General features: G+C 59.8%; 21 protein-coding genes and 1 tRNA gene. 16 read left to right on the top strand and 6 right to left on the bottom strand.

Features of this window, described 5'->3' with window-relative positions; translation table 11 throughout:
• Positions 1-12 precede the first annotated feature (12 nt).
• The 3 genes from ACR0J7_RS06045 (at position 13) to ACR0J7_RS06035 (ending at position 1,372) form a co-directional block, all read left to right on the top strand.
• The gene (locus ACR0J7_RS06045) at positions 13-339 is read left to right on the top strand and encodes an antibiotic biosynthesis monooxygenase family protein (protein WP_209507893.1); all 327 of its coding nucleotides are present in this window, start codon (positions 13-15) and stop codon (positions 337-339) included.
• A 64-nt stretch (positions 340-403) separates the two neighbouring features.
• Complete coding sequence (locus ACR0J7_RS06040; protein ID WP_209507891.1) at positions 404-811, top strand: universal stress protein; 408 nt, start codon at positions 404-406, stop codon at positions 809-811.
• A gap of 132 nt (positions 812-943) precedes the next feature.
• On the top strand, positions 944-1,372 hold the full coding sequence (locus ACR0J7_RS06035) for an excalibur calcium-binding domain-containing protein (RefSeq protein WP_480913576.1): 429 nt from the start codon (positions 944-946) through the stop codon (positions 1,370-1,372).
• A gap of 20 nt (positions 1,373-1,392) precedes the next feature.
• Here the strand turns inward: ACR0J7_RS06035 and ACR0J7_RS06030 are convergent, their stop codons facing one another.
• Both ACR0J7_RS06030 and ACR0J7_RS06025 read right to left on the bottom strand, forming a co-directional pair.
• The gene (locus tag ACR0J7_RS06030; protein WP_480913575.1) at positions 1,393-2,100 is read right to left on the bottom strand and encodes an ORF6N domain-containing protein; all 708 of its coding nucleotides are present in this window, start codon (positions 2,098-2,100) and stop codon (positions 1,393-1,395) included.
• 110 nt (positions 2,101-2,210) lie between these two features.
• Positions 2,211-3,002: a formate/nitrite transporter family protein gene (locus ACR0J7_RS06025; protein WP_480913574.1), complete on the bottom strand. Its 792-nt coding sequence runs from the start codon at positions 3,000-3,002 to the stop codon at positions 2,211-2,213.
• 256 nt (positions 3,003-3,258) lie between these two features.
• On the opposite strand from ACR0J7_RS06025, the gene ACR0J7_RS06020 reads away from it, so the two are divergent.
• Positions 3,259-3,549, top strand: coding sequence for an antibiotic biosynthesis monooxygenase family protein (locus ACR0J7_RS06020; RefSeq protein ID WP_209507883.1), 291 nt, complete (start codon positions 3,259-3,261; stop codon positions 3,547-3,549).
• 178 nt (positions 3,550-3,727) lie between these two features.
• Here the strand turns inward: ACR0J7_RS06020 and ACR0J7_RS06015 are convergent, their stop codons facing one another.
• Positions 3,728-4,378 (bottom strand): hypothetical protein, encoded by a 651-nt coding sequence (locus ACR0J7_RS06015; RefSeq protein WP_480506789.1) that lies wholly within the window; start codon positions 4,376-4,378, stop codon positions 3,728-3,730.
• 79 nt (positions 4,379-4,457) lie between these two features.
• Positions 4,458-6,644 carry an excinuclease ABC subunit UvrB gene (gene uvrB, locus ACR0J7_RS06010; protein ID WP_209598575.1) on the bottom strand — a complete coding sequence of 729 codons (2,187 nt, stop codon included), beginning with the start codon at positions 6,642-6,644 and terminating at the stop codon, positions 4,458-4,460.
• Between the two features lie 270 nt (positions 6,645-6,914).
• Between uvrB and ACR0J7_RS06005 the strand changes: the two genes are divergently transcribed.
• From ACR0J7_RS06005 to ACR0J7_RS05950, 12 genes are all read left to right on the top strand, one after another.
• Positions 6,915-7,226, top strand: a complete 312-nt coding sequence (locus tag ACR0J7_RS06005; protein ID WP_267366439.1) for an ETC complex I subunit — start codon at positions 6,915-6,917, stop codon at positions 7,224-7,226.
• Positions 7,227-7,703, top strand: coding sequence for a GNAT family N-acetyltransferase (locus tag ACR0J7_RS06000; protein ID WP_480899323.1), 477 nt, complete (start codon positions 7,227-7,229; stop codon positions 7,701-7,703). It begins immediately after the preceding gene.
• A 21-nt stretch (positions 7,704-7,724) separates the two neighbouring features.
• Positions 7,725-7,801: transfer RNA gene (locus ACR0J7_RS05995), tRNA-Arg, on the top strand.
• 388 nt (positions 7,802-8,189) lie between these two features.
• Positions 8,190-9,203 (top strand): inositol 2-dehydrogenase, encoded by a 1,014-nt coding sequence (gene iolG / locus ACR0J7_RS05990; protein ID WP_480913571.1) that lies wholly within the window; start codon positions 8,190-8,192, stop codon positions 9,201-9,203.
• A 124-nt stretch (positions 9,204-9,327) separates the two neighbouring features.
• Complete coding sequence (locus tag ACR0J7_RS05985; RefSeq protein WP_480625471.1) at positions 9,328-10,248, top strand: sugar ABC transporter substrate-binding protein; 921 nt, start codon at positions 9,328-9,330, stop codon at positions 10,246-10,248.
• A 68-nt stretch (positions 10,249-10,316) separates the two neighbouring features.
• Positions 10,317-11,423 carry an ABC transporter permease gene (locus ACR0J7_RS05980; protein WP_480506793.1) on the top strand — a complete coding sequence of 369 codons (1,107 nt, stop codon included), beginning with the start codon at positions 10,317-10,319 and terminating at the stop codon, positions 11,421-11,423.
• 1 nt (position 11,424) lies between these two features.
• Positions 11,425-12,246: an ATP-binding cassette domain-containing protein gene (locus tag ACR0J7_RS05975; protein WP_209507866.1), complete on the top strand. Its 822-nt coding sequence runs from the start codon at positions 11,425-11,427 to the stop codon at positions 12,244-12,246.
• Positions 12,247-12,397: 151 nt separating this feature from the next.
• On the top strand, positions 12,398-14,230 hold the full coding sequence (iolD, locus tag ACR0J7_RS05970) for a 3D-(3,5/4)-trihydroxycyclohexane-1,2-dione acylhydrolase (decyclizing) (RefSeq protein ID WP_480913569.1): 1,833 nt from the start codon (positions 12,398-12,400) through the stop codon (positions 14,228-14,230).
• Positions 14,227-15,126, top strand: coding sequence for a myo-inosose-2 dehydratase (gene iolE / locus ACR0J7_RS05965; protein ID WP_480604840.1), 900 nt, complete (start codon positions 14,227-14,229; stop codon positions 15,124-15,126). Before iolD ends, iolE begins: the two co-directional genes overlap by 4 nt.
• 47 nt (positions 15,127-15,173) lie before the next feature.
• Complete coding sequence (locus ACR0J7_RS05960) at positions 15,174-16,355, top strand: phytanoyl-CoA dioxygenase family protein (RefSeq protein ID WP_480913567.1); 1,182 nt, start codon at positions 15,174-15,176, stop codon at positions 16,353-16,355.
• Between the two features lie 48 nt (positions 16,356-16,403).
• Complete coding sequence (gene iolB, locus ACR0J7_RS05955) at positions 16,404-17,210, top strand: 5-deoxy-glucuronate isomerase (protein WP_480506798.1); 807 nt, start codon at positions 16,404-16,406, stop codon at positions 17,208-17,210.
• Complete coding sequence (locus ACR0J7_RS05950) at positions 17,207-17,965, top strand: SDR family NAD(P)-dependent oxidoreductase (protein ID WP_480483303.1); 759 nt, start codon at positions 17,207-17,209, stop codon at positions 17,963-17,965. The genes iolB and ACR0J7_RS05950 overlap by 4 nt, the downstream gene beginning before the upstream one ends.
• Before the next feature lie 15 nt (positions 17,966-17,980).
• Here the strand turns inward: ACR0J7_RS05950 and ACR0J7_RS05945 are convergent, their stop codons facing one another.
• Both ACR0J7_RS05945 and ACR0J7_RS05940 read right to left on the bottom strand, forming a co-directional pair.
• Complete coding sequence (locus ACR0J7_RS05945) at positions 17,981-18,820, bottom strand: class II fructose-bisphosphate aldolase (RefSeq protein WP_480913565.1); 840 nt, start codon at positions 18,818-18,820, stop codon at positions 17,981-17,983.
• Positions 18,817-19,653 carry a 5-deoxy-glucuronate isomerase gene (locus ACR0J7_RS05940; RefSeq protein WP_480483307.1) on the bottom strand — a complete coding sequence of 279 codons (837 nt, stop codon included), beginning with the start codon at positions 19,651-19,653 and terminating at the stop codon, positions 18,817-18,819. Before ACR0J7_RS05940 ends, ACR0J7_RS05945 begins: the two co-directional genes overlap by 4 nt.
• Positions 19,654-19,661 lie beyond the last annotated feature (8 nt).

Raw genomic sequence — 19,661 nt, 5'->3', positions numbered from 1 at the left:
TGGAGAATCCCGATGCCGAAAATCGCCAAAAACGCCAGTGTTCAGACAGTTATCACCACGTTTGAAATGACGCCCGGCACCTGTCAGGACCTTTTGGAAGCGCTGACCGACGCCTATTCCGAGTTCATCTCAAAGCAGCCCGGCTTTGTTTCTGCCGGGCTTCATGTGAATGATGCGCAAACCCGGATCGCCAACTATTCGCAATGGCAACGCCGCGAGGATTTCCTGGCCATGCTGCGGACCCCCGAGATGCGCGACCGCAACCGCAAGATCAACGAGCTGTGCAAGAGCTTTGAGCCGGTCATGTATGACGTTGCAGAGACATTTGGCTCTACCTGACCTGAATCAAAGCCTGCGGTGCATGTCTGTTTCAAAGTAAGTCTGCAAAACGGAGGCGCATGCTATGTATCACAACATTCTCGTTCCGATCTCTTTCGATGCTGAAAGAGATACGTCCGGGCCGTTGAAACTGGCCCGGGTTCTGGCCACGCCGGACGCGCAGGTCACATTGCTGCATGTGGTTGAGCATATTCCGAATTATGCAATCTCATACATGCCGGCGGAATATCTGTCCGAGGCCCGAAAGGCGATTCAGTCAGAGCTGGATACGCTGGCGTCGCAATTGCCGAATGCCACGGGCGTGGTGGTCGAAGGGCATTCCGGCCGGACCATTCTGGACTGGGCCGAGGCGCATCACCCGGACCTGATCATCGTGGCCTCGCACCGGCCGGGGATGCAGGATCTGCTGTTGGGGTCCACTGCGTCCCATATTGTGCGCCACGCCCCTTGTGCGGTGCATGTGGTACGGTGACGGCCGGGCATCACTGGCAGTAAGCAAAATTGTGCCTGTGCGGGCGGTGGTTTCGGGCCGGGCCAGATTTTTTGAACCCGGTGGAACTGTGTTGCCTCGGCTTTGCCACATATTGCCCTTATGGGTCGGGGCATGTTGTTCAAGAAACCAACGCAGGAAGCACCTGATCTGAACCCGCGCTCGGCCAGACGACATCAGCGCGCCGAGGCGGCGCGGCGGCAGGCGCTGTCCCCGCTGCGGATACTGATCATGGTTCTGCTGCTGCCGCTGACGACCGCGCTGATTGCCACGGGCGTCTTTCTGCGCACCTCGGGCTATGAGCGGGACGAGGCGGTGATCCACCTGATCGCGCTGGCGGGATGTGATGCGACACAGGCCATGGGGATCGGGCCATTCCGCGCAGGGCAGCCGGGCTATCATGAGCGCAACGACCCGGATGGTGACGGGGTGGCCTGCGGGTATGCCGAGCTGGAGCTGCCACGCGCGACCACCGTGCAGGCACAGGACCAGCCGAAGCCGCGCGAACGGTCAGTGGGAAGCGCCAAGTTCGTGCGCCCCTGAATTCTAGGGGCGGGAAAGGGCTAACCTTTCATCGCCTGTAGCAGTTCCAGCAACCCTTTGCGGTCGTCGTCACTGGCATAATCGCCGGTGGCCAGCCGTTCGGCGATGCGCAGGCGCAGGCGTTCCTGTTGGGTGCGGACCTCTTCCCCGGCGGTTTCGGCCAGCGTCTTCATGATCACCGCCACGGCCTGTTGGCGCTTGGTGGTTGGGTTGGCGATGTAATCGACAAGGCTCTGCTGGCCGGAATCGAGGATGTTTTCGGCCAGATCGCGCAGTTGGTCACCATTGGGCAGCAGCGGGGCGGGGGTCTGTTCGGGGGGCAGGATTTCCGGCAGGTTGCGCGGGGTCTCGGCCAGGGCGTTCGCGCCATCGACAAAGGCTTCGGTGATCATCCGCGTGATCTTGATCGCGCGCGGATCCTTGAACAGAGCCGAGGCGATGGCCACGCCGTAATCGGTATAGACCCACGGATTGACCCGCCGCCCGCCGCGGCCTTTGGGTTTTGAGATCACATTCTGTGATTGCAAATCAGCGACCTCGGCATCGGTCAGCTGAAAGCGGTAGCCTTCGAACAGGTCGGTGTTTCGCGAGACGGCCTGATTGAAGGCGCTGACGGATTTTCCGTAGAACTGCGCCAGATCCTCGGCCAGCACCACACGGGTGCCGCGCACCCTGTGAATGGCGCTTTGCACCTCATGCGCGCTGGGCAGGTTTTTCGGGTTCGTCATGGCAGCCGTTTGGAATCACAATTTGTGATTTCAAACGTGGAGGAGGGTGGGGCGGGGTGCAAGGGTGGAGTGTGGGGATCTCCTTGCCCAAAACCTGATAAACCGCGTGCTCAGCCGGGCGTATTGCGCAGATAGGCAAAGCGATAGGCAAGCGCGACGCCGCCTGCGCCGCCGACAATATTGCCGATCGTGACCCAGAACAGGTTGCCCATGGCCGCGCCCAAACCGAAATCGGCACCGGCAAGCGCGCCCTGCGGCAGCAGGTACATGTTGGCGACCGAATGTTCGAGCCCCAAGAGGACAAACGCCGCTATGGGCCAGAGTACCGCCATGATCTTGCCCGCCGCTGTTCTGGCCGCGAAGCTCAGCCAGACGGCAAGGCAGACCAACGCGTTGCACAGAACGCCGCGGGCAAACGCCTGGGTGGCCGAGAGGTCGGCCTTGCCATTTGCGATTGCTGATGCGGTGGCCCCCATGGGCCCGTCCAGCAAGCCGGTTGCAGCGAAGGCCAAAGCCAGCGCGATGGCCCCGACCAAATTCCCAAGGTACACGAGGCCCCAGTTGCGCAGCAGGGCGCGCGGCGAGATTTTCCGATCCACCGCCGCGATGGTCATCAGGGCGTTTCCGGTGAACAGCTCGGCCCCGCCGACGACCACAAGGATCAAGCCCAGCGAGAACACGACGCCACCCAGAAACCGGGCCGGTCCAAACCCCGGGTCAACGCCGGTCATGACCATGGTGAAGGCGGCCCCGCCGAAACCGATGAACACACCCGCGAGTATCGCCAGAGTCAGCGTCTGACCGACCGTGAGATGTGCCTTGGCAACGCCAGCTGTTTCAACCAGCTCGGCGATCTGGGCTGGTTTGTAGGCGTCAATTCCGGTTGGGTTCTGTGTTTGCATGGGACCCACTTTGCCGACGCATTCGCGTTTCGACATTGATTGGGATCAAGCATCCATCGGTGCAAAAACAACCGCACTGGGGGCGAGGCTGCAACCCTGAAGGGACAGCCACCCGGATGCAGTGCGGTGTATGGTTGAAAATCGGCGCAAATCGCCGGTATCAATGCGAGATTTCGGACTGCCGTGCTAGAGTACGCGCGGCGGGGCCGTTCCGGCCGTGTTACATGGCAATTTTGCCAGACGACGGAGGAAAGTGATGTTTGCACGAATTACCCAATACAAAATGAAGCCCGGTACGCGCGAGGCGGCGACGGCGAAGATGAATGAATTGAAATCCGACATCATGGGTATGCCCGGCATGCACAGCTTTACCAACGTGATGAACGAGGATGGTTCGGGCTATGTGATCTCGGTGGTCGAAAGCGAGGCGACCTCGAACGCAAACGCACCCAAAGTGGCCGAGCTGTGGGGCCATTTCGCCGAATTCATGGAAGGCCCACCGACGCCGGTTGGGTACGACGTGATTGCCCATTGGGATAAGGGGTAGCGGTTAGGGCGGGGATAGACCCGCCCTTTCTTTTATTTGGAGAGAACAGCGATTTGGACCTCATGTGGTCTGGCCAGGGTGTTCGGGTTCGTCATGGCAACCGCTTGGAAACACAATTTGTGAATTCAAACGTGGAGGAGTGCGCGCTGGGCTGCAAGGGTGGAGTGTGGGATGTGACTTACCTACTCAGGCAAACGCTCATAACTCTTTCCTTAGTATCACCGCCGTAACGGGTGTTGGACGGCAGTGCGATCCAGTCTCTGTGCCGATAACTCCAAAGAAACGGCCAATTCTCGCTGTTACACGCGACGCCATGTGGGGACTGGTAACCGTCGGAGCGATCTCGAATGGACTTGAACAAAGACGAACGTTCTATGATGCGTAACTCGGATGCTTTCGCGTATCTTTTCATTTGCCATTGCACTTGCAGGTTTTGCAACGCGACCGGACCTATCACTGTAAGCATTGCGCCAACAATAATAGTCGGTATTTTTGCCTTGCCCGGCATGATCGCAGCGGCTGCGGCCACCAAAAACAGTAAAATCAACGCCGCAAAGAAAAAAACAAAAAGTCTCGCGGTTAAAGCATCTCCCAGTAAAAATAGGATTGAGGCGGGCCATACAGCTAGCGCCAGCATTCGTAAGCCGCTAAAGCTCGAATCTACTCCAAGTCCCCAGATGATCATCAAAAGGAGCACGAACCATAGCATTGATATACTTCTGCCGGGCGACGCTTCGCGCCATCCTGCGAGCACACTTACCCATACCCAAACCATTGCTAGGAGTGAAATTGTTCCGAGCAGTCCAACTGCAATAAGAAGCGTGATCAAAAAACTTTCCTAAACCGATTGTCTAAGAAGATAGATTTCCTGCTTTGAGGCAAATTGCAACCGTCAGTTGTGTGTAAGGCTACCGCTTCCGCCGCTTCACATTCCCACCCCGCTGCCCCGGCCGTCCAGCCGTTGATCGCCCGCGCGATTTGACCGCGTCCTCCGAGGCTTTCTCGACCGCCCATTGGCGGGCCATGGGGTCGTCGGCGATGGCCAGATCGACCGCTTCCAGGCGCTTGATTTCATCCCGGATATTGGCGGCCTCTTCGAATTCCAGATTCTCGGCGGCTTTGCGCATCTGGTCGCGCAGCCCGTTCAGGTGCGCCTCGAGGTTGGCGCCGTGCATCGGTTTGTCGATGGTGGCGGTGACGCGGTTCATGTCCACGTCGCCCTCATAAAGCCCGGCCAGAACATCCTCGACATTCTTTTTCACGGTCGCGGGCGTGATACCGTGTTCCTCGTTATAGGCCATCTGCTTGGCGCGGCGGCGGTCGGTTTCGGCCAGCGCGCGTTCCATCGAACCGGTGATCTTGTCGGCATACATGATCACCCGGCCTTCGGCGTTGCGCGCGGCGCGGCCGATGGTCTGAACCAGCGAGGTCTCGGACCGCAAAAAGCCTTCCTTGTCAGCATCCAGAATGGCGACCAGCCCGCATTCGGGAATGTCGAGCCCTTCACGCAGCAGGTTGATGCCGACCAGCACGTCGAACGCGCCCAGACGCAGGTCGCGCAAAATCTCGATCCGTTCCAGCGTGTCGATATCGGAATGCATGTAGCGCACCTTGATACCCTGTTCGTGCAGGTATTCGGTCAGATCCTCGGCCATGCGTTTGGTCAGCGTCGTGACCAGCGTGCGATAGCCATCGGCGGCGACCTTGCGCACCTCGTCCAGCAGGTCGTCGACCTGCATCGACACCGGGCGGATTTCGACCTGCGGGTCCAGCAGGCCGGTGGGGCGGATCACCTGTTCGGTGAAGACGCCGCCGGTCTGGTCCAGCTCCCACGCGGCGGGGGTGGCCGAGACGAAGACGGATTGCGGGCGCATGGCATCCCATTCCTCGAACTTCAGGGGCCGGTTGTCCATGCAGGACGGCAGGCGGAACCCGTGTTCGGCCAGCGTGAACTTGCGCCGGTAGTCGCCCCGGTACATGCCGCCGATCTGCGGCACGCTGACATGGGATTCGTCGGCAAAGACAATGGCGTTGTCGGGGATGAATTCGAACAGGGTCGGGGGCGGCTCGCCCGGCGCGCGGCCGGTCAGATAGCGCGAATAGTTCTCGATCCCGTTGCAGACGCCGGTGGCCTCGAGCATTTCCAGATCGAAATTGGTGCGCTGTTCCAGCCGCTGCGCCTCGAGCAGTTTGCCTTCGCCGACCAGCTGGTCGAGGCGCATCCGCAGTTCTTTTTTGATCCCGATGATCGCCTGCTGCATCGTCGGTTTCGGCGTCACGTAGTGGGAGTTCGCATAGACCCGGATATGGTCCATCGTGTCGGTTTTTTCGCCGGTCAGCGGGTCGAATTCGGTGACCTGTTCCAGTTCCTCGCCGAAGAAGGACAGTTTCCAGGCGCGGTCTTCGAGGTGGGCGGGCCAGATTTCCAAACTGTCGCCCCGCACCCGGAACGAGCCGCGCTGAAACCCCTGATCGTTACGGCGGTATTGCTGGGCCACCAGATCGGCCATCACCTGCCGCTGGTCGTATTCGTGACCGACCTTCAGATCCTGCGTCATCGCCCCGTAGGTTTCGACCGAGCCGATACCGTAGATGCAGCTGACCGAGGCGACGATGATCACGTCATCGCGTTCCAGCAGCGCCCGCGTGGCCGAGTGGCGCATCCGGTCGATCTGTTCGTTGATCTGGGATTCTTTTTCTATGTAGGTGTCAGAGCGCGGCACATAGGCTTCGGGTTGGTAATAGTCGTAGTAGGACACGAAATATTCCACCGAGTTTTCGGGGAAGAAGCCCTTGAATTCACCGTATAACTGCGCCGCCAGCGTCTTGTTGGGGGCCAGGATGATGGCGGGGCGCTGGGTTTCCTCGATCACCTTGGCCATGGTGAAGGTCTTGCCCGTTCCGGTCGCGCCCAGCAGCACCTGATCGCGTTCCCCGTCCAGCACGCCGCCCGCCAGTTCCTTGATCGCCGTGGGCTGATCGCCCGCCGGATTGAATTCGGTATGCATCACGAATTGCTTGCCGCCTTCCAGTTTCAGGCGCGCGCGCACGTCTTCGGTGGTCAGTTGGGTCTTGTCGGAATGGGCGTAAGGCATTGGTAGGCTCCGGGCGTCAGGCCCTTACATTTGTTCTTATTTTGTCCAACTGCAAGGGCCGATCCGGATTCATTGCCCGCTATGCGGTCTGAGGCCGTGCGACGGGTGAGATGGCGTGATGTTCTTGCGTACGTTTGGCGCGACCCTATCCCAGCCTGATGACAGATTCTGGCATGAGTTCGCAGGCGAGGGCCGCGACAATTGCAATCTTGCCCCCGGGCGCGCTCTGACGCATAAACGGGCTCAGCCAAGTGAGTACGGAGAGGCGACATGCGCGCACGGATCTACCAGCCCGCAAGAAATGCGATGACCTCGGGGATGGCCAAGACCCGCAAATGGGTTCTGGAATACGCCCCGGCCTCGGCGCGCGAGGTTGATCCGCTGATGGGCTGGACGTCGTCCAGCGACACGCAGGCTCAGGTGCGCCTGAAGTTCGACACGAGGGAAGAGGCGCTGGATTATGCCAAGGCCCACGGTATCGATGCTGAGGTCAGCGAGCCGCACAAGCGCAAACCCAATCTGCGTGCGCGGGGCTATGGCGAGAATTTCGCAACCGACCGGCGCGGCCCCTGGACGCACTGAATGATCGAAATCCGAGAGGCTGACCCGACATCGGACGTATTGCGCCCGATTGTCGATGCGCATTTTGCCCATGGTGAAACTGCGGGACCTGCGGAAAGCAACCACACGATGGACGCTGAAGCCTTGGCTGGGCCGGGGGTGCGGTTCTGGGCCATTTTTGACGGACAGGAGCCATTGGGATGCGGTGCGCTGAAAGCGCTGCCCGATGGAACCGCCGAAGTAAAATCAGTGCATATTCTGGCGCAGGCAAGAGGGCGCGGGCTGGCGCGCGTGCTGATGGTGCATCTGGCTGAACAGGCTGGCGCAGAGGGGTGCGAGGCTTTGGTTCTTGAGACCGGGGCGAGCCATCTTCGCGAATATGATGCCGCCCGTAAGCTGTATGAGTCGCTGGGATATTCCTATTGCGGGCCTATCTTTGGGTATGTTGACGATCCCAACAGCGCATTCATGCGCTTGCCTCTTGAACCCCGCGGGTAAAAACCGCAAGAAGGGCGCAGCGGTCCCTTAGCTCAACTGGATAGAGCAGCTGACTTCTAATCAGCAGGTTGAGGGTTCGAGTCCTTCAGGGATCGCCATTGTCAAACCAGATCAATACCGGACATGCGCCTGCTTTGGTCGGCGCGTCGTGATTTTGTGGCTGTTTGGTGTGGTATGAGGGGCTGGACGAGGGGGTCATGCCAGCCCCTCTAAGGGGGTCACAGAGTGGTAGTATGTGTTCCTTACGTACAATCTAACGTGATTCACCGTGCGGCGATATTGGGGGATTCCCGTAGGTTGGCATTTGCGCGGAAATATGCGTGTCAGGCAGTGCAATCCTGTTGAGATCAGACCGGGTTTTTGCGCGGTATTCGTGTTGAGGCTGTAGAAGCCGCTGGCAAATCCGGGGGTGATGCAAAAAATATATTGCAACCGGTTGCAAAGAAAATCATTGTCACGCACAACAACAAGATTCGGGAGAGCTGCATGTTGAGGGTCGGATTGCTGGGTGCCGGGCGTATTGGGCGCGTTCATGCGCAGGCCATATCTTCCCATCCGGGGAGCAGGTTGTGTGCGGTATCCGATGCGCTGCCCGAGGCGGCGAACAGCCTCGCGGATGAATATGGGGCCGAGGCACGCAGTTCAGAAGAAATTATCGCTGATCCCGAGATTGACGCGGTTCTGATTGCAACACCGACGGATACGCATTCCGACCTGATTGAGGCGGCCACGGGCGCTGGCAAAGCCGTTCTGTGCGAAAAGCCCGTCGATCTGAGCCTTCAGAGGGCACAGGACTGTCTGAGCGCCGTAGCGGGGCGCGGCAAACCTGTCATGATTGGGTTTAACCGGCGGTTCGATCCTAATTTTGCGGCTTTGAAGGCCGGTTTGGACGCGGGTGAAATCGGCAAGGCCGAACTGTTGTCGATCACGTCATTTGACCCGGCCCCGCCACCGGTCGCCTATGTAAAAGTGTCCGGTGGACTGTTTCGGGACATGATGATCCACGATTTTGACATGGCGAACTTTCTGATGGGGGATGTGCCTCAGACCGTCACGGCGGTGGGATCGTCGCTTGTGGATGCGGAGATCGGCGCGGCAGGCGATGTGGATACGGCTGTGGTCACAATGACTTACGCAGACGGCCGGATTGCGGTCATCAAGAACTCGCGCCGGGCGGCCTATGGCTATGATCAGCGGGTCGAGGTGCTGGGTTCGGAAGGGTTGTTGCAGGCGCATAACATGCTGGAAAACACCGTCGTGAAATCGACGGCAGATGGCGTTGTGGGCGCAAAGCCGACTTATTTCTTTCTGGAACGCTACATGCCGGCCTATCGCGTGGAATGGGCCGCATTTGTTGATGCCGTCAGCGGCGGTTCCAACGTTCCCGTCACGTTGCAGGATGGTGTGGCGGCGCTGGCGATGGCCGAGGCCGCGACCCTGTCAGCGCAGACGGGAATGCCCGTCCGGATGGAGGAAATTTTGAAACCGGTTGCAAAATGACCAAAATTCTTCAAACTAACGACAGCTCGGCCCTGAGCCGCAGCCACTGAGATTCGGCACAGCCGGATGATTGGGGCCGGTACCCCAACAGAAGATCAGACTGAACCAATGGGAGGAAACTGAAATGAAGAAATTCGTTAAAGGTGCACTTGCCGCAGGGGCACTGGCCCTGGCGACGCCCGCTCTTGCGCAGGACATCGTGGTCGTATCGCATGGCCAGGCCAATGACGCATTCTGGAACGTCGTGAAGAACGGTGTTGAACAGGCTGGCAAGGATGTCGGAGTGAATGTGGAATACCGCGCTCCGGAAACTTTCGACATGGTGGCCATGTCGCAGCTGATCGACGCTGCCGTGAACCAGGAGCCCGATGGCCTGATCGTTTCGATCCCGGATGCGGATGCGCTTGGCCCGTCGATCGAACGCGCCGTTGCCGCAGGCATCCCGGTGATCTCGATCAACTCGGGGTCGGATGTGTCGAAACAGCTGGGTGCGTTGCTGCACGTGGGTCAGGACGAGTTTGACGCCGGGAAAGCTGCGGGCGAACAACTGGCTTCGATGGGGGGCAAAACCGCGATCTGTGTGAACCACGAAGTGGGCAACGTTGCGCTGGACCTGCGCTGCGCAGGTTTCGCGGAAGGCTTTGGCGGCGATGTCGAAGTTCTGCCGACCTCGAACGATCCGTCGGAAATCGAGTCGAAGGTCTCGGCTGCTCTGGCTGCAAATGAAGCCGTCGATACGGTCATGGCGCTGGGTGCAAGCTCGGCCGGTGAGCCGACTGTTGCCGCTGTCAAAGCATCGGGCCGTGACGTGAATGTTGCGTCCTTCGACCTGTCGGCCAACTTCCTGCAATCGATTGCGGATGGCGACGCGGCCTTTGCCATCGACCAGCAGCAGTATCTGCAAGGGTACCTGTCGGTGAACTTCATGGGCCTGCACGCCAAATACGGCCTGATGCCCGGTGGTAACGTTCCTTCGGGTCCGAACCTGATCACTCAGGACAAGGCCGCGCAGGTGATCGAGCTGTCCGCGCAGGGCATCCGCTGATCCATACCGCAACCTGAACAAAACGGGGCGGCGCGGTGGCGCCGTTCCCACCCAAGTGGGAGGAAACGATGAGTGACTCAGCACAAATCGCCGGGGACGAAAGGGTCAAGAAAGAACCTTTCATGACCAAGCTCATGAAACGGCCCGAACTCGGTGCGATGGCGGGCGTCGTTCTGGTGGTCATCTTCTTTGCCATCACAGCAGACGATTCGATGTTTACCCTGGCCGGGGTCATGAACTTCATGACACCTGCGGCACAGCTGGGCATTCTGGCAATCGGTGCGGCCCTTTTGATGATCGGTGGCGAGTTTGATTTGTCCATCGGTTCAATGGTGGCGTTCGCGGGCTTGTTTTTCGGCGTCTGTGTGGTGACATGGCAGTTGCCACTGATCGTTGCGATCCCCATGACATTTGTATTCGCGGCATTCGTCGGGGCGGTGAACGGCAATATCGTCATAAGATCCGGTCTGCCGTCCTTTATCGTGACGCTGGCTTTCCTGTTCATTCTGCGTGGCTTGTCCCTTGTTGGCCTCAAAGCGGCGACCGGAGGGTCGACCCAGTTGCGCGGTGTGCGTGACGTGGTTGAAAACGACTGGCTGGCGCCGTTCTTTTCGGGCGAAGCCTTTGGCAGCCTGTTTGCCTGGCTGGCGGCCAATGGCATGATCGACACCTTCAAAAGCGGAGCACCCAAGGTGCCCGGCGTTCCGGTCGAAATCCTGTGGTTCATCGTGCTGGCATTGGCCGCCACCTATGTGTTGCTGCGAACCCCGGCGGGGAACTGGATTTTCGCGGCGGGCGGTGACAGCACTGCGGCATCGAATTCCGGTGTTCCCGTGAGCAAGATCAAGGTGTCTCTGTTCATGCTGACCGCCTGTTGCGCTGCATTGGTGGCCATCATTACGGTGATCGACGCGGGCTCGACCGACGCGCGGCGCGGTTTTCAGAAAGAATTCGAGGCGATCATCGCCGCCGTGATCGGGGGGTGCCTGCTGACGGGCGGATATGGCTCGGCCATCGGGGCGTTCTTTGGGTCGATCATCTTTGGCATGGTTGTCATCGGACTGACCTATACGGATTTCGATCAGGACTGGTTCCAGGTGTTCCTGGGCGCGATGCTGCTGATTGCCGTTCTGTTCAACAACGCGATCCGCAAACGCGTAACCGGGGAGCGCTGATATGACCGAAGATACCAAGTTCCACCACGGCGATGCGGCGGGTGATCAGGCCCCCATCGTGGAAATGAAGGATATCGAAAAGCACTTTGGCAACATCATCGCATTGGCGGGTGTCAGTTTCGACGTCAAGCCGGGTGAATGCCACTGCCTGCTGGGCGATAACGGCGCGGGTAAATCAACCTTCATCAAGACCATGTCCGGGGTACATAAACCCACCAAGGGCGAGATCTATTTCGAAGGCAAGCCGCTGCATTTCGACACCCCTCGGGATGCGATGGAGGCAGGTATCGCGACCGTGTTCCAGGACCTTGCGATGATCCCGCTGATGAGCGTCACGCGCAACTTTTTCATGGGGCGCGAGCCGACCAAGGGTAAGGGTCTGCTGAAGCGGTTCGATGTTGAACACGCGAATGAGGTCTGCATGGAAGAGATGCGCAAGATGGGCATCAACCTGCGCGGGCCGGATCAGGCGGTTGGCACCCTGTCTGGGGGGGAACGGCAGACCGTCGCCATTGCCCGCGCCGTGTACTTTGGTGCCAAGATCCTGATCCTGGACGAACCGACCTCGGCCCTGGGTGTGCGCCAGACCTCGAACGTGCTGGCCACCATCGACAAGGTGCGCAGTCAGGGCGTCGGCGTGGTGTTCATCAGCCACAACGTGCGTCACGCGTTGGCGGTGGGCGACAGGTTCACCGTTTTGAACCGGGGCAAGACGCTGGGCACAGCAACGCGTGGCGAGATCACGCCAGAGCAGTTGCAGGACCTGATGGCAGGCGGTCAGGAAATGGCCGAGCTTGAGGGATCGCTGGGCGGTACGGTTTAAAGTACAGAACTTGGATGCCCCAATGGGGCATCCATCGGGCGGTGGCACGTGACGCCACTCTGTTTTCAGGCTTTGATACAAAAGCTGGCACCTTCGCAAATGAGAAAACCCGCAGGCCGCCAAAGGCGGAGCTGAGTTGAAAGGGATCATGATGAGCAAGACAGTCCGACTGACCGCGGCGCAGGCTCTGGTGCGCTATCTGGGCGCGCAGATGAACGAGGCCGGAGAGCCCTTTATCGCAGGTGTCTGGGCGATTTTCGGCCATGGCAATGTGGCCGGTCTGGGCGAGGCGCTGCACGGTGTGAAAGACAGCCTGCCCACCTATCGCGGTCATAATGAACAAACGATGGCACATTGTGCGATTGCCTATGCCAAGCAGTTGGGGCGCAGGCGGGCGATGGCGGTCACCTCGTCCATCGGGCCGGGGGCCACCAACATGGTTACCGCTGCGGCGCTGGCCCATGTGAACCGCCTGCCGGTTTTGTTGCTGCCCGGTGACGTGTTCGCCACGCGTGGCCCTGACCCGGTCTTGCAGCAACCCGAAGTGTTCTCGGACGGAACTATTAGTGCGAATGACTGTTTCAGACCGGTCAGCCGCTATTTCGACCGCATCACCCGGCCGGAGCACCTGTTGACGGCGCTGCCGCGTGCCTTCCGCACCATGACGGACCCGGCTGATTGCGGTCCGGTGACGCTGGCCTTTTGTCAGGATGTGCAGGCCGAGGCTTATGACTATCCCGTTAGCTTTTTTGAGCCGCGCGTCTGGTATCAGCGCCGCATTCGCCCGGATGAGGGTGAGCTGACGCGTGCTGTGGCCGCGATTAAGGCAGCCAAGCGCCCTGTGATCGTGGCCGGGGGCGGTGTGCACTATTCGGACGCGACCACCGCGTTGCAGCGCTTTGCCGAGGCACACAACGTGCCGGTGGCCGAGACGCAGGCCGGTAAGTCCGCGCTGGCCTGGGATCACCCCCTGAACCTTGGTCCGATTGGCGTCACCGGCGGTGAGCCTGCCAATGATATCTGCGCCGAGGCTGATCTGGTGCTGGGCGTCGGCACCCGGTTTCAGGACTTCACCACAGGGTCTTGGGGATTGTTCGCAAACCCCGAGCGGGAGTTGATCAGCCTGAACACCGCCGCCTATGACGCGGCAAAGCACGGCGCGATGCCGCTGCAGGCTGACGCCCGCGTAGGGCTTGGTGAACTGAGCGGTGCGTTGGGCGGTTACCGCGCGCCTGATATGCCTGCAACGCTGAAACCCGAGTGGTTTGCCAAGGTCGACGCATTGACCGATGCGCCGGTGGACAGCAATGCGCTGCCCACGGACATGCAGGTGATTGGTGCCGTGCAGCGGGCGGCCAATGAAAACACCGTTGCCATGTGTGCCGCAGGCACGATGCCGGGTGAACTGCACAAGTTGTGGAAGGCACCGCGCCCCGGTGCCTATCACATGGAATATGGCTTCAGCTGCATGGGGTATGAGATCGCCGGTGCCATGGGCATCAAGTTGGCCCAGCCCGACCGCGACGTGATCTGCTTTACCGGTGACGGTACTTACATGATGGCGAATTCCGAAATGGCGACGGCGGCGATGATGGGGATTTCGTTCACCGTTGTGGTCACCGACAATCGCGGCTTTGGCTGCATCAACCGTTTGCAGATGGGAACCGGCGGGGCCGAGTTTAACAACCTGCTGGATCACGCAATCGGCGGTGAAAATTCGGTGATCGACTTTGCCAAACATGCCGAAGCAATGGGGGCGACGGCGGTCAAGGTCAGCTCGATCGCCGAGCTTGAGGAGGCACTGGCCAAACGTGGCGAGGTCAAAGGCCCCTATGTGGTGGTGATCGACACTGATCCCTACCCATCGACCGAATATGGTGGAACGTGGTGGGAAGTGGCGGTGCCCGAGGTCAGCATCCGTCCGGAAGTAAACGAAAAACGTGCGGCCTATGAGGTCGCCATCAAGGAAAGAAACACGAAATGAGCGTGAAGATCGGTATCTCTCCGATTGCCTGGCAGAATGACGACCTGCCGGACCTGACCGCAGCTTACACGATGGAGCAGGCGCTGAAAGAAGCGCGCGAGATCGGCTATACCGGTGTTGAACGGGGCCAGCGGATGCCCGGCGACACCGAAGGGTTGCGCGCCTATCTGGACGCAAACGACATCGCGCTGTGTGGCGGTTGGTGTTCGGGCAGTACTCTGGTCAATGACCTTGAGGCCGAGGTCGCCATCGTGCGCGAGCAGGTGGAACAATTTGTTGCGCTGAACAGCCCCTGCATCGTTTACGCCGAGTGTTCAAATACCGTTCAGGGGCAGATCGGAACGCCGGTCAATGACCGCCCGAAGCTGTCCAAAGACGAGGTTCTGGCCTATGCGGGCAAGCTGACCGAGCTTGCCAAATGGATGGCAGATCAGGGTATGCCGATGGCCTATCACCATCATATGGGCACGATCATCGAAAGCGAAGAGGATGTGAACTGGCTGATGCAGGGTTCAGGCCCCGAGCTGAAGCTGTGTTTCGATACGGGTCACTTGCTGTTTGGCGGTGGCGACGTGATGGCCACGCTGAACCGTTGGGGCGACCGGGTGCATCACGTGCATTTCAAGGACATCCGTCCAGACATCGTGCAGGACACGCGCGAGAACAATCGCAGCTTTCTGGATGCCGTAATTGCCGGGGCATTCACCGTGCCGGGTGATGGGTGCATCGACTTTCAGGCCGTAGCCAACGCGTTGAAAGCAATGGATTACAGCGGCTGGATCGTGGTCGAGGCCGAGCAGGACCCCGCCAAGGCGCCGCCCTATGAGTACTCCAAATTGGGCTATGACCACATCGTCGAGGTTTGCGGCAAGGCAGGGTTGGAGATCACCGTTTAATCACCGCCCCTCGGGGCAACACCGAAGCCATGAAAGAGGAGTTTGTCATGGTACATCAAGAACTTGGATATGTCGGTTATTTTGACCGGGAATCCTGTGATCTGGATGAATTCAAGGTGTTGACCTCGCAAAACCTGACAACCGGTGCGGTGCCTTATGCCGCATCGGTACAAAAGAACGTTCCGATCTATGATATGCACGCCCTGCGCCCGGCGCTGGAGAAGGCAGATCAAAGAAAAGCGCTGCTGGCGGAATGGGCAGGCGTGTTGGACAGATCTGCGGGTGTGATCGTTCTAAAAGGCGCATTTGCGGATACGTCCGTGATCGACCGGGCGACCGCTGTGTTCCATCAGATCATCGAGGAAGAACGTCAGGGCGGGGCCGGGGAAGGCGACCACTTTGCAGCCTCGGGCGCGAATGACCGGATATGGAACGCGTTACAGAAACAGTGCTTGCGCGATCCCGAGGGCTTTGCGCTCTATTTCGGGAATGTGGCCATTGCAGCGGCTTGCGAGGCGTGGCTGGGGCCGAACTATCAAGTGACCACGCAGATCAATCAGGTGCGCCCCGGCGGCAAGGCACAGCAGGCGCATCGGGATTACCATCTGGGCTTCCAGACCGCCGACAGCGCCGCCCGGTATCCGGCCCATGCCCATCTGGTGACGGCTTCGCTGACCTTGCAGGGGGCGGTTGCGCATTGTGACATGCCCGTGGAAAGCGGCCCAACCAAACTGCTGCCGTTTTCGCAGCTTTATGCGCCGGGATATCTGGCCTTTCACGATGCGGCACACCGGGCGTTTTTCGAAGAGAACTACATTCAGTTGCCCCTTGAAAAGGGGGATGCCGTTTTCTTCAACCCGGCGCTGTTCCACGCTGCCGGGGAAAACAGCAGTGCGGATATTCAGCGGATGGCGAACCTGTTGCAGGTCTCGTCTGCCTTCGGTCGTGCGATGGAGATGGTTGACCGGCAGTCCATGTCGCAGGCGGTGTTTCCGTCGCTGGTCGCCCTGAAACAACGGGGGGCGCTAAGTGCGGCAGAGCTGAATGCCGCTATTGCCGCAACGGCTGAGGGCTATCCGTTCCCGACCAATCTGGACACCGACCCGCCGATTGGTGGTAACGCGCCTGAAAGCCAGGCCGACATATTGCACCGGGCCGTATCGGAAGGGTGGGCCGAGGCCCGACTGTCCGAGGCGCTTTCGGCCCTGCAAGCACGGCAAGCGGCCTGAGGGCGATACAGGCGGGCCGTTTAGGCCCGCCCAATAAGGAGAACAAGAATGGCAGACCTGCTGAAGAAGCCTATTGGAACCCGTGGCAAGGTACATGACATCACCCCGGACAGTGCCGGATGGCGATATGTGGGTTTTGGGCTGTATCATCTGCAAGCGGGCGACAGGGCGGCCGAGGCGACAGGAGACCGCGAGATCATTCTGGTGATGGTCGAAGGCAAGGCACGGATCACCGGGGCCGGTCAGGACTGGGGTGTATTGGGCGACCGGATGAACGTGTTCGAAAAGACACCGCCGCATAGCCTGTATCTGCCCAACGGAACCGAGTGGGAGGCTGTGGCGGAAACCGACTGCGTTGTGGCGGTGTGCTCGGCCCCGGGTAAGGGCGGCCACAAAGCGCGCCGGATCGGGCCGGATGGCATCACGCTGACCGAACGCGGCAAGGGTGTGAATACGCGGTATATCAACAATATCGCGATGGAGAACGAGGATTATGCCGACAGTCTGCTGGTGACTGAGGTCTTTACGCCCAATGGGCACTGGTCCTCTTACCCCAGTCATCGACATGATGAGGACGATTTTCCCCGCATCACCTATCTGGAAGAGACGTATTACCACCGCCTCAACCCGGCCAACGGGTTCGGAATTCAGCGGGTTTATACCGATGATGGCCAGTTGGATGAGACGATGGCTGTCTCCGATGGCGATGTTGTGATCGTTCCGCGTGGCCATCACCCTTGCGGCGCGCCCTATGGGTTTGAGATGTATTATCTGAACGTCATGGCGGGCCCGTTGCGCAAATGGCGGTTTGCCCTGGCCCCCGAGGTCGAATGGATCATGGAGCGTGACGGATGAGCCAAGACTTCGCCAATTACCCTAGCCTTGCGGGCAAAACGGTTATCATCACCGGCGGGGCCGGGGGAATTGGTGCGGAAACCGTTCGCGCCTTTGCCGCGCAAGGGGCGAAGGTCGGGTTTCTGGATATCAATGCGGATGCGGGCCATGCTCTGCTGGCGGACTTGGACGGTGAACACGCCTTTGCGCAATGTGACCTGCGCGATATCGAAGGGACGCGGGCTGCGCTGGAGCAACTGGTCGAGGAGCTGGGCGAGGCGGATGTGCTGGTCAACAACGCCGCCCAGGATGACCGCCACGACTGGCGCGAGGTGACGCCGGACTATTGGGATGAGCGGATGGCGACCAATATCCGCCATATGTTCTTTGCCATTCAGGCTGTGGCCCCGGGTATGATCGCCAAGGGCGCAGGTTCGATCGTCAACATAGGATCGAATTCCTGGTGGGAGGCCGGGGCAGGTTTTCCGGCCTATGCCACCGCCAAATCGGCGGTGCATGGCCTGACCCGCACCATGGCGCGCGAATTGGGCGATCACCGCATTCGTGTGAACACGGTGGTGCCGGGCTGGATCATGACCGAGCGCCAGAAAGACCTGTGGGTCACGCCCGAGGCGCTGGCCAAACAGGTGGACCGTCAATGCCTGCCCGATCCGATAGAGCCTGTCTATGTCGCGCGCATGGTTCTGTTTCTGGCCTCGGACGACGCCGCCATGTGCAGCGCGGGCAACTTCATGGTCGAGGGCGGCTCGATCTGAAGGCGAAAGCGCGCGTTAACGTTGCGGTGGTGCGCCAAAGGCACGGATGACCATGCGCGCGGCGGCTTCGACCGGATCGTGGGTTTCTTTCAGGATCGTGACGCGATCAAACCGATCCGGGTCACGATTGACGGCCTCACGCATGGCATTTCCGAACGCCATACGCAGCTCGGTCCCGATGTTGAACTTGCAGATCGAGGTTTCGCGGGACAGCTTCACGCGCTGATCTATCGGCACGCCCGACCCGCCATGAATGACCAGAGGTACTGTGGTCATGGCGTCGATCTCGGCAATACGGGCTTCGTCCAGACCGCCTTCCTTGTTTTGTTGCAGATGGACGTTGCCGACCGATATCGCCATCGCATCCACACTGCTTTCACGTGCGAACTGGGCCGCTTCTGCCGGGTCGGTGCCGTTCGATCCTTCACCGCCCGAGTACCCGACAAAACCAATCTCGCCCTCGCAGGAAATCCCTGCCGCATGGGCCATCTCGGCAATTGCGGCGGTTTCATCGATGTTTTGCCGCAGGGGTTTGCGCGATCCGTCGAACATCAGCGAGGTGAACCCGCTGTCCAGCGCGATCTTGCAGTCCTCGAAGGTATAGCCGTGGTCCAGATGCGCCACGACGGGCACCGAGGCGTTTTCGGCCAGATACCGGAACATCTTGCCCAGGATCGGCAGTGGCGTGTGCTCGCGGCAGCTGGGTCCGGCTTGCAGGATCACGGGCGCATTCTCGGCCTCGGCCGCGGCTACATAGGCGCGCATGTCTTCCCAGCCGAGTGTGACCAGCCCGCCTACGGCATAGCCCTGTTCATAAGCGGGTTGCAGGACGTCTTTCAGTGTGACGAGGGTCATTTGAATTTCGCAATCATGTCTTTGATGCCAGGAATGGTCTCGATCTGATAGGCATGTGTGGGCTGGAAATACTGCACCAGAGAACGCTGGGTCAGGCCGCCGAGGATGGTGAAATAATACATCTCGTACCCCGGCAAAACGCAGCAGGGGTGATAGCCCTTGTCGATGCAAACGGTCGATCCATCCACGATGTGATAGGCGTCGCCCGGCTGGTTATCTTCGCGCTGCAACATCTGAAGGCCCGAGCCCCAGTTGGGCTTGAACCGGAAATTATAGGTCTCATCGTGGCGGGTCTCGTCCGGCAGGCGGTTGGTGTCATGCTTGTGGCTGGGGAAGCCCGACCAGCCGCCCTGACCGACGGTGAACAGCTCACTCACCAGCAGGCGGCCGACCTTGTCGTGTTGCTTTTGGCCAAGGATGTGTTTGATCTTGCGGTGGGTTTTGGTGTCGTCGCTGCCATATTGCACAAGGTCGTGTTCGCGCACATCGAACGGGTCCAGCACCTTGTCGTATTTCGCACCGGCAATGAACACCTCGGTCGCGTCAGAAACGCAGACCACCTGTACCTTTGCGCCGACGGGCACATAGATGCCCTCGGGCTCGCCATCCCAGACATCTTCGCCCCGGTTGCCCAGACTGGGGAAGGAAACGCCTTCGACATCCACATCGACGCTGCCGGTTGCAGGGACGATGCAGGTCTCGTAGCCCGGCACCTGGTATTCGAACGCCTCGCCTTTTTTCAGTTTGACGATGTTGAAATAGTTCAGCGGAACGGACGGATCACCGGCGTCAACGATGGGCTTGTTCTGATTGTCATAGGGCGCGATATGCATGGGATACT

Source organism: Ruegeria sp. O4 (assembly GCF_056535125.1).
The sequence above is the reverse complement of the archived record's forward strand: the minus strand, read 5'-3'. Positions and strand labels throughout refer to the sequence as shown.

Coding starts and splice junctions, on each gene's coding strand:
- ACR0J7_RS05945 (WP_480913565.1), bottom strand. CDS start 18,820: ATGACCCTCGTCACACTGAAAGACGTCCTGCAACCCGCTTATGAACAG.
- iolE (WP_480604840.1), top strand. CDS start 14,227: ATGAGCGTGAAGATCGGTATCTCTCCGATTGCCTGGCAGAATGACGAC.
- ACR0J7_RS05985 (WP_480625471.1), top strand. CDS start 9,328: ATGAAGAAATTCGTTAAAGGTGCACTTGCCGCAGGGGCACTGGCCCTG.
- ACR0J7_RS05980 (WP_480506793.1), top strand. CDS start 10,317: ATGAGTGACTCAGCACAAATCGCCGGGGACGAAAGGGTCAAGAAAGAA.
- ACR0J7_RS06045 (WP_209507893.1), top strand. CDS start 13: ATGCCGAAAATCGCCAAAAACGCCAGTGTTCAGACAGTTATCACCACG.
- ACR0J7_RS06025 (WP_480913574.1), bottom strand. CDS start 3,002: ATGCAAACACAGAACCCAACCGGAATTGACGCCTACAAACCAGCCCAG.
- ACR0J7_RS05940 (WP_480483307.1), bottom strand. CDS start 19,653: ATGCATATCGCGCCCTATGACAATCAGAACAAGCCCATCGTTGACGCC.
- ACR0J7_RS05975 (WP_209507866.1), top strand. CDS start 11,425: ATGACCGAAGATACCAAGTTCCACCACGGCGATGCGGCGGGTGATCAG.
- ACR0J7_RS06035 (WP_480913576.1), top strand. CDS start 944: ATGTTGTTCAAGAAACCAACGCAGGAAGCACCTGATCTGAACCCGCGC.
- ACR0J7_RS06000 (WP_480899323.1), top strand. CDS start 7,227: ATGATCGAAATCCGAGAGGCTGACCCGACATCGGACGTATTGCGCCCG.
- ACR0J7_RS05960 (WP_480913567.1), top strand. CDS start 15,174: ATGGTACATCAAGAACTTGGATATGTCGGTTATTTTGACCGGGAATCC.
- ACR0J7_RS06005 (WP_267366439.1), top strand. CDS start 6,915: ATGCGCGCACGGATCTACCAGCCCGCAAGAAATGCGATGACCTCGGGG.
- ACR0J7_RS05950 (WP_480483303.1), top strand. CDS start 17,207: ATGAGCCAAGACTTCGCCAATTACCCTAGCCTTGCGGGCAAAACGGTT.
- ACR0J7_RS06020 (WP_209507883.1), top strand. CDS start 3,259: ATGTTTGCACGAATTACCCAATACAAAATGAAGCCCGGTACGCGCGAG.
- iolD (WP_480913569.1), top strand. CDS start 12,398: ATGAGCAAGACAGTCCGACTGACCGCGGCGCAGGCTCTGGTGCGCTAT.
- ACR0J7_RS06040 (WP_209507891.1), top strand. CDS start 404: ATGTATCACAACATTCTCGTTCCGATCTCTTTCGATGCTGAAAGAGAT.
- ACR0J7_RS06030 (WP_480913575.1), bottom strand. CDS start 2,100: ATGACGAACCCGAAAAACCTGCCCAGCGCGCATGAGGTGCAAAGCGCC.
- uvrB (WP_209598575.1), bottom strand. CDS start 6,644: ATGCCTTACGCCCATTCCGACAAGACCCAACTGACCACCGAAGACGTG.
- iolG (WP_480913571.1), top strand. CDS start 8,190: ATGTTGAGGGTCGGATTGCTGGGTGCCGGGCGTATTGGGCGCGTTCAT.
- iolB (WP_480506798.1), top strand. CDS start 16,404: ATGGCAGACCTGCTGAAGAAGCCTATTGGAACCCGTGGCAAGGTACAT.